This is a genomic window from Paenibacillus sp. FSL H8-0122, assembly GCF_038005345.1.
In the GTDB taxonomy this organism is placed as follows: Bacteria; Bacillota; Bacilli; order Paenibacillales; family Paenibacillaceae; genus Paenibacillus_AQ.
In genome coordinates this window covers 75,576-87,179 of the sequence record NZ_JBBOTB010000001.1, presented here as the reverse complement: position 1 = coordinate 87,179, position 11,604 = coordinate 75,576, and the positions used below count along the sequence as shown (strand labels likewise).

Sequence of the window (11,604 nt, the reverse complement as noted above, 5' to 3'; positions counted from 1 at the left end):
ATAATATCCACTTTTTCGAGCAACATATGAAGTGTAAGTCATCTATCCATTCCTTTACGCTCTAAGAGCAGGAACCACAGACCAGGGAGGTTATTCTATGAAAAGAAAGTTCGCGTTCATCATGGCAACCGTTTGCACCCTCATTATCGCAGGTTGCGGGAACAGCGGCAATACGAATTCCGCAGGCAATGGAAGCGCTACGAATGCCCCTAACGCGTCAACCGAATCCGCAGCACCGGAAGCCGGCAAAGCGCCTGCCAAGGATGTTACCATCAAGATGTTCCAGTTCAAGGTGGAGATTGCCGAGCAGCTGAATGCACTCGCTGAAGAATATGAGAAGGAGACGGGGGTGAAGGTGGAAGTCGAAACGCATGGCGGCGGTGAGGATTACGGCGCGCTGCTGAAAGCTGAGATTGCCTCCGGCTCTGAGCCTGAGATTTTCAATAACGGCGGGTATACAGCCCTTGTTCCTTATATGGACCGCGCCACTGACCTGAGCAATGAGCCTTGGGCCGCCCAGCTGATCCCAACTGCCAAGACACCGGCAACCGTAGACGGCAAGCTCTATGGCATGCCTATGAATGTAGAAGGCTACGGGCTGATCTACAACAAGGATCTGTTCGCCAAAGCCGGCATAACGGAAGAGCCCAAGACACTCCCGCAGCTCAAGGATGCCGTAGCCAAGCTGAAGACCGCCGGCATCACGCCGTTTGAAGCGACCAATGAGTGGTGGTCCATGGGGATTCACCTTGTTAACGTGGGCATGGCGCACCAGCCTGATCCGAAGCAATTCATTGACGATGTCAAGGCAGGCAAACAGACCATCAAGGGCAATGCCGTCTTCAAGCAATGGCTGGATCTCGTCGATGTGATCTTCGATAACGCCCAGGATAACAAGATGACTACCGATTACGCGACCCAGGTGGCTGAATTCGCCTCCGGCAAGGCCGCCATGATGCTGCAGGGGAACTGGACGCAAGGCGATATCGACAAAATCGATCCGGCTCTGAACCTGGGCCTCCTCCCGCTCCCGATCAATAACGAAGAAGGCACCATCCTGGTAGGCGTGCCTAACAACTATATCGTGAACAGCAAATCCGCACATCCGGAGGAAGCCAAGGCCTTCCTGAACTGGATGGTCAGCTCGGAAACCGGCCAGAAGTATCTGACCAAGGAATTCAAGTTCATCCCGGCGGAAGCCAATATCACCGCAGATGCCGCTGATATCGGCCAGGTCGCCGTTGCCGTGCAAGAGAAGTCTGCGAGCGCGCTGGGCTGGAACTGGGATATGTTCCCTGACGGCGTCACCCAGGGCTTCGGCGCAGCCATGCAGGAGTACCTCGGCGGACAGTTGAACCACGATCAGCTATTGGAGAAGCTGGATAAGGCTGTGCAGGATATTGTGAAGCAATAGGATGGAAGCCTTTTTTTAGACTAGGGGTGTCCTCAGCAGCCGGCAAACGGTACTGTGGCACTCCTTTTTGGGGTATGCGGCTGACATCCAAGGGCAGTTTGCATCCTTATAAATTTTGGATGTAAAATTTGTTATATCCCCATACCCCTCTGTTCAAAAGGATAGGAGTGTTTTCAGTGAAATTAGAAGACTATGCATGGAATACGCATGAGCAGATATTAAAAGAAGCACAAATCGAATTTAAACATAGCAGCCCTAAAATAAAAATCATAGATAACAGCAATTTGCGGAATCGAATTGAAGAAGCTCTTGAAAAAATGCCGCAAAAGTTACTTGCGGAATGGGCTTTGCGAGTAGCTACTCCGTACTTAGATTATCTTGATGACTCTTTAAAGGAGGACCCGCGAATACTTCTGGGGATTGAGACATTACAAAAACGAATAGACGGAAGGATTCGAGCCTTCGATTTACGAAAGGTTGGATTTGTAGTGAATGACTTGGCGAAAGAATCCAAAACAGAGATTAGCAAACATGCTGCGCGTTCCTTCGCCCAAGCCATTGCAACAGGACATATGAGGGGACATGCTTTAGTTAGCAGTGACTACGCAATAAAGACAACGAATTCTTTAACGAATAACTCTATAGATGCTTCTACTAAGGAACGGGAACGACAATTAAAGTTAACAGAGCTTTTAGGCTGAAATCAAAACAAAAGGCCCTCCTCTCAAGCCATTTTATGGCTAAAGGACGACCTCCTGGATAATCTGTTATAGCGTGTTACACAAACATCTCCACTACCAGGAACAGGTTCAGCGCGACCACCAGGGCGGAGATCATCCAGCCGAGAATGGTAGTGATCCGGTGGTTCACCAGCCCCTGCATGATCCGACGGTCACTGGTGAAGATGACGAGCGGAATCAGGGCGAAGGCAATCCCGAAGGACAGGACGACCTGGCTCATTACCAGTGCGCTGGTTGCGTTAACGCCCAAGGCAATGATGACGAGCGGCGGGATAATGGTGATCGCCCGGCGGAGGTAGAGATTGATTTTTTTATTAATGAAGCCCTGCATGACCACATCACCGGCCATCGTACCCACTGACGAGCTGGACAGCCCTGCGATCAGCAGGCCCAGGCCGAAGGAGACCGCCGTAACGGGTCCTGCCAGATTGCGGAACTGCTCGAAAGCGACATCCAGGTCCTCGACCACCAGGCCGTTCTTGAAGAACAGTGCGGCGGCCACAATGACCATGGCCATATTGACCGCACCGGCAATCAGCATGGCAATGAGAATATCGATGAATTCCAGCCGGAAAATCTGCTTCTTCTCCCGTTCATCAATCCCGACAACCCGGCTCTGGGTTAGCGAAGAATGCAGATAGATCGCATGGGGCATCACCGTTGCGCCGAGAATCCCGGCAGCCAGCAGGATGCTGTCCACGCCCTCGAATCTTGGAGTGAACATGCCGGCAACCACGCTGCCCGCATCAGGCTTCGCCATAATGACCTGGAATGCAAAAGCCAGCACCACGATCATCACCATTCCCGCGATTCCGGCCTCCAGGGTACGGTACCCGCGCCGCTGAAGCTCCAGAATGGCGAATGACCCTACAGCGGTAATCAGTGCAGCCGGGAGCATCGGTATCCCGAACAACAGATAGAGTCCGAGCGCCGCGCCGATGAATTCAGCGAGATCGGTGGCGATAATGACGATTTCACTCTGAATCCAGAGGAAAATCGACACGCCCTTCGGGAATTTCTCCCGCGCGACCTCCGGCAGATTCTTGCCAGTCGCAATGCCAAGCTTGGCGGATAACGATTGAATCAGTACGGCCATCAGATTCGAGGCGAAGATGACCCAGAGCAGCAGATACCCGTATTTCGAGCCTGCGGTTATATTGGTGGCGAAATTGCCGGGGTCCAGATAAGCTACGGAAGCTATAAAAGCCGGGCCCAGAAAAGGAAGAAGTCTCTTCAGTCCCTTGACATCTCCGTTAAGCACCGATTGCGCCGAATGTTTGTTGGTATGAGTTTTTAGTATAGGGGATGATTCTACTGCGGTATTTTGCTCCATCATGTTCTGTCCTCCTCTTGCCGAGAAAAAGTTGTCTATACACACGAAAGTTTCCCTGGTGCAACATTTGATCTGGTTTTATTATAATCCTCAAAATGAGAAATGTAAATGTATTTTCATTGGGTTTTCATGTAATGCCTGCACTCCTAATCCTCCACCCATATTATGTAAAGTCACGCGATAAAGTGAGGCTCATACCCTTATGTTATTACCCGCTCCCATTATCGAGTTGACTCCTCTGCCGGGGGTGATTGTACTTTGTGCAGTAGATTACACAATAATTTGCGATAAAACTCACTCTGTTGTATTTCATACATTTGATTTTCGGTTTTTTGTTTTAAAAGGCCATTTTCCCAATAATCTGCTGTATAAACTACAATAGAAGCTGCTTTTTGGTCGATTATAATGAAATCTAATGTACAAAGTGCAGCCAACGCTTTACTCCCAACCCGATTTTTCTCCTACTTGTCGACCATTAGCCTGGCAGACGCATACGCAAATCAGCGATCCTCCAGTAACAGGAGCACCGCTGCTTGTGTAACATTCTAAACTTTTTAAGAAGTTAGCCTGGCATAGCCCGCACAACCCGCCAGATTCTAGATTCACCCACTAACTTATTCGCTGCTGCTTACGTGTCCTGCGTTGCCCTTCCAGGTGTCCTTGAGCGGAACGATTCTATTGAACACCAGCTTCTGAGCTGTGCTAAGCCTGCTGTCAATGCAGAAATAGCCGTGACGCAGGAACTGGTAGGTGTCCCCGGGCTGAGGGTTACCCGCAAGCGGCTCCAGCAGGCAATCCTTAAGCAGAGTTATCGAATTCGGATTGATGTATTCCTCCCAGCTCTCTCCTTCCTCCTTCGGCCCGTTGTTATCCGTCAGCAACTGCTCATACAGGTATACGTCACTCTTCAGCGCATGAGCAGCCGAGACCCATTGCACAGTCCCCTTCACCTTCCGGCCGCTTAGAGGGCCGCCGCTGCGGGTATCCGGGTCGTAGGTGCAGCGCAGTTCGAGGATGTCTCCCGTCTCTGCGTTCTTCATGACTTCATTGCAGCGGATAATGTATCCGCCCTTAAGGCGCACCTCGCCGCCCGGAACCAGTCTGCGGAAGCCCTTCACAGGCACCTCCATGAAATCGGCCCGCTCGATGTAGAGCGTGCCGGAGAACGGTACTTCTCTTGAACCCAGCTCTGGGTTCTCTGGGTTGTTAGGGATCGGAAGCAGCTCAGCGGCCCCGGCGGCGTAATTGGTAAGCACGACCTTCAGCGGGTCCAGCACAGCCATGACAGCCGGCACCTTGGCCTTAATATCCTGCCTCAGACAATGCTCCAGCAGCGAGAAATCCACCATGGCCGTATTCCGGACCATGCCGATCTCCCTGACGAAATCTCTGATGCTCCCCGGCGTGAATCCCCGTCTGCGCAGCCCGCTAAGCGTGGGCAGCCGCGGATCATCCCAGCCGTCCACGAAGCCTCCGGCTACCAGTGCCCGGAGATGCCGCTTGCTTGTAACAACTCCGGTCAGGTTCACCCGGCCGAATTCCCTTTGTCTCGGCGGTTCCGGGGTGCCCAGCTCGTTCAGCACCCATTCGTACAGCGGCCGGTGATCATTGAACTCGATCGAGCAGAGCGAATGCGTCACCCCTTCCAGCGCATCCTGAATCGGATGGGCGAAATCATACATCGGGTAGATGCACCAGGCATTGCCGGTGCGGTAATGCACTGCGTGAATGATCCGGTACAGCACCGGATCACGCAAATTCATGTTCGGCGAGGCCATGTCGATCTTGGCCCGCAGCACTTTAGCGCCATTCGGATAGCTCCCCGCACGCATCTCCCGGAACAGCCGCAGATTCTCCTCCGGCGTTCGGCTGCGGTAAGGACTGTCCTTCCCCGGCTCGGTTAAGGTCCCCCGGTAAGCCGTTACCTCCGCTGCCGTCAGATCACAGACATAGGCTTTCCCCTTCAGAATAAGCGTCTCTGCCCTGCGGTAGATCTCCTCCGAGTAATCAGAGCCGTAGTAGATGTGCTCCCCGGGACTGCAGCCCAGCCATTCCAGATCACGGATGATCGCCTTCACATATTCCATATCCTCTTTGAGCGGGTTAGTATCATCGAAGCGCAGGTGGAAGCGTCCGCCATATTTACGGGCGATTCCCACATTCGTGTGGATGGCAAAAGCACTCCCGATATGCAGATAGCCATTGGGCTCCGGCGGAAACCGGGTGCAAATCTCCCGGCTGAAGACTCCCGTCTCCACATCTTCTCTAATCAGCCTATCCATATAATTCTCCGGCATGGCCGGGTCATTCGTATTAACAATATCGTCAGTCATTCGCTTTCCTCCTGTTCATGGGTGGTGCGCCGCCTTCCGCACAACAAAAAAAGAACCTCACCTCCAAGACCCTAAGTCTTGGGGACGAAATTCTCGCGGTACCACCCCAGGTTCATTAATATGTCACCATATTAATCTCATCAAGTACGGCGCTGCCGTCCGGCAGGGCTTATACTCTAGCTCTGTAACAGGAGCTCCTGTCGTACCATCCCCGGCTGCTGCCTGGTTCCGGTAAGCCGCTCAGAGGCTTGTTTCCATCCAGTCTTCCCTGCTCCTTCACACCAGCCGGAGCTCTCTGTGAGGGAAGAACCTGAATGTACTCTTCTCGTCATCGCGTTTAAATTATTGGATACAGGATATCAAATCTCACGCCCGGTGTAAAGTACTTACGCCAGGCTGCCGGGAGCAGCAGCCTAAGCCTCTGCCGGGGGCTGGCTCAGTGCAGCCAGCAGCTCCAGCGCTTCCTCATGCTCCGGCTCAATCAGCAGCGATCTGCGCGTATAATCCAGCGCCGCCTCATCATCCTCCTGCTCGTAGCTGCAGATTGCCAGGCAGTACAGCACGGTAATCACCGGCTCCTCCTCGCTGGAGGCCAGCGAATGCTCCAGGAAGCGGCGGGATTCCCCGTACTGCTCCATCTCGAACAGCAGCAGGCCGCAGTCCAGCGCCAGATCATACTTTTGCGGCATCGGGTAGAAGCCCCGCCACATCCGGTCGATCCCCCGCTGAAGGTCCAGCAGCTCCTCGTCGCTGGCATCCGGCAGCAGCGCAGAGATCCGCTCGGCACTCTGAATGAACAGCTCCGCGTCATAGCCCCCCAGCCGCCAGAAGGCCAGGATCTGCTGCATGCCGATGGTGTCGTAATTCTTGTCGATCCACACCTTCAGGCTGAAGAAATCATCCGGCCCGAAGCGCTCGACAAACCGCCGGTAGGCCAGCCGGGTATGCGGATGCAGCATCGGCTCCTCCAGCATCATAATGCAGCCCACATTGAGATTCTTATAATGATGCTGCGTGAACTGGGATTGTGCGCCCTTCCGCTCAAAATAATGCACCAGCGCATGATAATTCGCCGTAAGCGAGATGCTTCCGTGATGAATCAGCTTCGGCGGCTCGGCGAACTCCCAGTTCTCCAGCCGGTGGTCTCCCTTATCGGCAGTGAGCAGCAGGAAGCTTCCCCGGGAGAGTGCACCCAGACGCTCCATACAGGACAGGGCTGCCTCCGGGAACAGCACATGTGAATCCTCCAGCTTGTCCAGATAGAACGAGATCACTTCATGATAAGGATACGAGGGGTCCTCATAGCCCGCTGCACGCTTGTAATGGTATTCCGGCACCAGATCACGGAGCACCTCGGACGGTCCCATGGCAGCGGACTGCTCAGGATATTTCAGCGAGACCTCACATTCATAAATCTTGCCTTCATCCATATAGAGCAGCTCCTGCGGGATACTGTCGAAGAAGTAGTTGGCGATTACCATCAGCGGCTGCCCCAGCTCCCCGGGCTTAATCACCAATCCGCTCTGCGTTAAGCTCAGCTCCGTATCCCGGACCGCATCGAAGCGGGCAAAGTCAAGCATTCCCTGCTCTACAAAAGGCTTCAGTCCCTCATGCTGCTGCCAGCCCTCAATGTTCTTCCAGGGCAAATCGCTCATCACATAACGGAACGGCGGCAGCAGCACGCCCGCATACTGGATCAGCTCACACAGCTGCTGCAGCACATGGAACGCCAGACGCCCCACTCCCGCACCCAGCTCCAGCACCACTACCGGCTCTGTAGTGAATCCCTTCTGCGCACGGTCCTGAAGAAAGCCGAAGATGATCTCCGCATATGCCGTTCCAATCATCGGATTGCTTGTAATATACTGCGGAACCTGGTCATTGGCCCAAGCCTGAAGACCCAGCTGTTCATAATAGGTGCGCTGCAAATCCCATATAGGCGCTTCGCTGAAGCGGTAGCGTTCTTGTCCACTTAATGTCATTGGTTCTAACCCTGCTCTCTGATTATCGTACGGATCTTTGTCCGGTAGTCAAATATTATCACATTTGCGCATATATTTTCTTGAAATGCTGTGCGTTCAAGAAAGGAGACTATGCGATGAATCCTGAGCATCCCCGTTCTCCAGGCCAGTCCGTCATTCCCCAGCCCATACGCAGTGACGGTGCAGGCAATATCGACCTGGGTCCACGTGACATCATGCGCGACCGGGAGAATCCCGATATGTTCGTTCCTCCGGTCACGGACAACGGGCTGATCCCGAATCTGAAGTTCTCGTTCTCCGACGCCCACATGCAGCTGAATCATGGCGGCTGGTCCCGTGAGGTGACGGTCAGGGAGCTTCCGGTGGCCACTACGCTTGCGGGGGTGAATATGAGCCTGACGCCGGGAGGCGTACGTGAGCTGCACTGGCACCAGCAGGCAGAATGGTCCTACATGCTGCTGGGCAGCGCAAGGATTACAGCCGTGGACCAGAATGGCCGCAATTTTATTGCCGATGTCGGTCCCGGCGATCTGTGGTATTTTCCCCCGGGTATCCCGCACTCCATTCAGGGTCTGGCTGAGGGATGTGAATTCCTGCTTGTGTTCGACGACGGAGGCTTCTCAGATCTGAACACCCTGTCCATCTCCGACTGGTTCGCCCATACGCCGCGCGAAGTCTTGTCCGCGAATTTCGGCGTACCTGAGTCCGCATTCGCCTATCTTCCTAACAAGCAGGTATACATCTATCAGGACCAGGTGCCCGGCCCGATCCAGAGCCAGCGGATCGAATCGCCTTACGGGGAGATTCCGCTGAGCTTCAAGCATCGGCTGATGGCCCAGCCGCCGCTCAAGACCCCGGGTGGCAGTGTGCGGATTGTCGACTCCAGCAATTTCCCCGTCTCCCGGAATATCGCCGCAGCCCTGGTAGAGATTGAGCCCGGGGCGATGCGGGAGCTGCATTGGCATCCGAACAATGACGAGTGGCAGTATTATCTCAGCGGACAAGGACGGATGACCGTCTTCGGCGGGGACGGCGATGCGCGCACCTTCAATGTAAGAGCCGGGGATGTCGGCTATGTACCTTTTGCCCAGGGGCATTATGTTCAGAATACCGGTACCGATACGCTCTGGTTCCTGGAAATGTTCAAGAGCGACCGGTTCGCCGACGTCTCCCTCAACCAGTGGATGGCGCTCACGCCGAGGGAGCTGGTCAGCAGCAATCTGCATGCCGGACCGGAGCTGATGAACGCCCTGCGCAAGGTGAAATGGCCTGTGGTGAAGTATCCGGATCAGCAGGAGCAGCCGCCGGGAAAGGAACAGGAGCATGGGAAGCAGAAAGGGTAGGCGTTGTTACATTTTTCGCAGCTCCAATTGCCCCGGGACACGCCAACAACAAAAAGCGGCCAGACTCACCGTCTGCACCGCTTTTTCTTATACCATTTTTCCAATAAATTACACAATTCTCACAGTGCTTAGCTATTCACCGGTCACTGCAAAACGCCTGATCCGCTTAGATTAGAGCCACTTCAGCTCCAAATATAGACCCAGCAACGTGATGAACAGTGTGGGAACCGTCAGGATCATCCCTATTTTGAAATAGGTGCCCCAGGAGATCTTCACACCCTTACCGGACAGCACATGCAGCCACAGCAGGGTGGCCAGTGAACCAATCGGTGTAATCTTCGGGCCCAGATCCGAACCGATAACATTGGCGTAGATCAGAGCCTCCTTCACCAGACCAGCGGCATGTGCGGTATCAATGGCCAGCGCCCCGATCAGCACGGTCGGCAGATTATTCATCACCGAGGAGAGCAGCGCGGCCAGGAAGCCCATCCCCATCGTGGCTGCGAACAGCCCGTGCTTCGCAATTCCGCTGATCATCTCTGCGAGCACATCCGTCAGTCCCGCATTACGCAGGCCATACACCACTACGTACATGCCAATGGAGAAGAAAACAATCGCCCAAGGCGCCCCCTTGACTACTTCCATCGTCTTCACGTAAGGACTTCTGCGGGCCATCAGCAGGAAACAGATTGCGATCACTCCCGCTACCACGGATACCGGTATGTCCAGGAATTCACTGACGAAATATCCGGCTACCAGAAGCGCGAGTACGAACCAGGATAGCCGGAACATCCGCTGGTCCTTAATGGCATCCCCCGGAAGCTTCATTCCGGCGGTGTCATACTCCTTCGGAATGCTGCGGCGGAAATACAGATATAAGACCAGAATGCTTGCTCCAAGCGAGAACAGGGTAGGCAGCCACATATGTCCTGCATACTGCATGAAGGTGATGCCGAAGAAATCGGCGGAGACAATATTCACCAGATTGCTGACGGTCAGCGGCAGCGAGGTGGTATCGGCAATGAAGCCGCTGGCAATAATAAAAGGAAAGACTTTGCGCTCATCCAGATTCAGCGCCCGGACCATCGCCAGCACAATCGGCGTCAGAATCAGCGCTGCCCCGTCATTGGCGAACAGCATCGCCACGACTGCACCCAGTACAATTACATAGATGAACATCAGCGTGCCGTTGCCGCGTGCCGCCGCCGCCATATGCAGCGCCGCCCACTCGAAGAAGCCGACACGATCGAGAATTAAGGAAATTAGAATAATCGCTACGAATGCAAGCGTTGCATTCCATACAATCAGCGTCACATCACGGACATCGCCGAAGCTGACCACCCCTGCCGCAAGCGCGAGAATCGCCCCGCCGCAGGCGGACCAGCCAATCGATAAATTCCGCGGCTGCCAGATCACAAAAACCAAAGTCACAACAAAAATCAGGCAGGCTATCACAACCATAATGCAGCCCCCCATTTGATCTGCAGCATTCCCCGATGCACTCCTTACAGTAGATATAAATATAAGCCAATTTATATATACTAAAGCAGCCTCATGTGAAGTACAAGATAAAAATTGCTGGAAGGTTCACCTGCGTTACGCAAGCCTGTTCAGAGCCATCGCCGCCCCACCCGGCAGCCGTCTGCTGCAATAATATTTATATGCTTAAGTACTAAGTGTATGTATGAATACATAGGCTGGATTATGGGGAACGAAGCAGCTTCTTGGAGAGGAGACGCGGTCCGGAAGAGCCATCCTTGTTACGGGATTGGAGGTTCGGACTACCATGAGTACAGACCAGCTCATCGCACTGCTCGTTCTTGTTATTATGATTGTACAGCTTGCCGTCAAGAAGGATAAATCCTGAATCCTGAAGACAGCAGGCCGCCAAAGAGGCCGGGGCAACCCGGTCTCTTTGGCGTGAGGACAAGTGTGGATCGCACCCTCACACCGGTCCAATTGTAATCGGTTTTTCGATTACATTTCTCCTACCCGTCGCACCCTGTGTCCAATTGTAACCGGTTTTTCGATTACATTTCTCCTACCCGCCGCCCCACGGTCCAATTGTAATCGGTTTTTCGATTACATTTCTCCTACCCATCGCATCCGCTCCAATTGTAATCGGTTTTTCGATTACATTTCGTCTACCCGCCGCACCCGCTCCAATTGTAATCGGTTTTTCGATTACATTTCGTCTACGCGCCGCCCCCGGTCCAATTGTAATCGGTTTTTCGATTACATCTCGCCTACGCGCCGCATCCGCTCCAATTGTAATCGGTTTTTCGATTACATTTCGTCTACCCGCCGCACCCGCTCCAATTGTAATCGGTTTTTCGATTACATTTCGTCTACGCGCCGCCCCCGGTCCAATTGTAATCGGTTTTTCGATTACAATTGTTGTCCTGCTAATAACGGAGTCTTCTGTATACAATAATAAAAAAACAAAATTCGCCCATTTC

Annotated in this window: 9 protein-coding genes and 1 other annotated feature; of the genes, 3 read left to right on the top strand and 6 right to left on the bottom strand. The window is 53.6% G+C overall.

The window, feature by feature from the left end; translation table 11 throughout:
• Positions 1-97: 97 nt before the first annotated feature.
• Positions 98-1,414: an ABC transporter substrate-binding protein gene (locus NSS64_RS00490; RefSeq protein WP_341138867.1), complete on the top strand. Its 1,317-nt coding sequence runs from the start codon at positions 98-100 to the stop codon at positions 1,412-1,414.
• Between the two features lie 176 nt (positions 1,415-1,590).
• The gene (locus tag NSS64_RS00485) at positions 1,591-2,115 is read left to right on the top strand and encodes a putative immunity protein (RefSeq protein WP_340937871.1); all 525 of its coding nucleotides are present in this window, start codon (positions 1,591-1,593) and stop codon (positions 2,113-2,115) included.
• 76 nt (positions 2,116-2,191) lie between these two features.
• On the opposite strand, the gene NSS64_RS00480 is transcribed toward NSS64_RS00485, so the two are convergent.
• The 3 genes from NSS64_RS00480 to NSS64_RS00470 all read right to left on the bottom strand — a co-directional run bounded on the left by NSS64_RS00480 (position 2,192) and on the right by NSS64_RS00470 (position 7,802).
• A complete protein-coding gene (locus tag NSS64_RS00480; RefSeq protein ID WP_341142740.1) occupies positions 2,192-3,487 on the bottom strand; it encodes an Nramp family divalent metal transporter in 1,296 nt (431 codons plus the stop codon).
• 614 nt (positions 3,488-4,101) lie between these two features.
• Positions 4,102-5,820: a glutamine--tRNA ligase/YqeY domain fusion protein gene (locus NSS64_RS00475; protein WP_341138866.1), complete on the bottom strand. Its 1,719-nt coding sequence runs from the start codon at positions 5,818-5,820 to the stop codon at positions 4,102-4,104.
• Between the two features lie 77 nt (positions 5,821-5,897).
• Positions 5,898-6,161 (bottom strand) — a binding site (T-box leader).
• Positions 6,162-6,233: 72 nt separating this feature from the next.
• On the bottom strand, positions 6,234-7,802 hold the full coding sequence (locus tag NSS64_RS00470; protein WP_341138865.1) for a tetratricopeptide repeat protein: 1,569 nt from the start codon (positions 7,800-7,802) through the stop codon (positions 6,234-6,236).
• Positions 7,803-7,918: 116 nt separating this feature from the next.
• Between NSS64_RS00470 and NSS64_RS00465 the strand changes: the two genes are divergently transcribed.
• A complete protein-coding gene (locus tag NSS64_RS00465) occupies positions 7,919-9,145 on the top strand; it encodes an oxalate decarboxylase family bicupin (RefSeq protein ID WP_341138864.1) in 1,227 nt (408 codons plus the stop codon).
• A 171-nt stretch (positions 9,146-9,316) separates the two neighbouring features.
• On the opposite strand, the gene NSS64_RS00460 is transcribed toward NSS64_RS00465, so the two are convergent.
• The 3 genes from NSS64_RS00460 to NSS64_RS00450 all read right to left on the bottom strand — a co-directional run bounded on the left by NSS64_RS00460 (position 9,317) and on the right by NSS64_RS00450 (position 11,576).
• A complete protein-coding gene (locus NSS64_RS00460; protein ID WP_340937865.1) occupies positions 9,317-10,606 on the bottom strand; it encodes an arsenic transporter in 1,290 nt (429 codons plus the stop codon).
• Between the two features lie 241 nt (positions 10,607-10,847).
• Positions 10,848-11,075, bottom strand: a complete 228-nt coding sequence (locus tag NSS64_RS00455; protein WP_341138863.1) for a hypothetical protein — start codon at positions 11,073-11,075, stop codon at positions 10,848-10,850.
• 111 nt (positions 11,076-11,186) lie between these two features.
• Positions 11,187-11,576, bottom strand: coding sequence for a hypothetical protein (locus NSS64_RS00450; RefSeq protein ID WP_341138862.1), 390 nt, complete (start codon positions 11,574-11,576; stop codon positions 11,187-11,189).
• Positions 11,577-11,604: the final 28 nt, after the last annotated feature.

What these genes read in the sequence shown, in the direction of transcription:
- NSS64_RS00490 (WP_341138867.1), top strand. Translation starts at nt 98, where the DNA reads ATGAAAAGAAAGTTCGCGTTCATCATGGCAACCGTTTGCACCCTCATT.
- NSS64_RS00480 (WP_341142740.1), bottom strand. Translation starts at nt 3,487, where the DNA reads ATGGAGCAAAATACCGCAGTAGAATCATCCCCTATACTAAAAACTCAT.
- NSS64_RS00475 (WP_341138866.1), bottom strand. Translation starts at nt 5,820, where the DNA reads ATGACTGACGATATTGTTAATACGAATGACCCGGCCATGCCGGAGAAT.
- NSS64_RS00470 (WP_341138865.1), bottom strand. Translation starts at nt 7,802, where the DNA reads ATGACATTAAGTGGACAAGAACGCTACCGCTTCAGCGAAGCGCCTATA.
- NSS64_RS00465 (WP_341138864.1), top strand. Translation starts at nt 7,919, where the DNA reads ATGAATCCTGAGCATCCCCGTTCTCCAGGCCAGTCCGTCATTCCCCAG.
- NSS64_RS00460 (WP_340937865.1), bottom strand. Translation starts at nt 10,606, where the DNA reads ATGGTTGTGATAGCCTGCCTGATTTTTGTTGTGACTTTGGTTTTTGTG.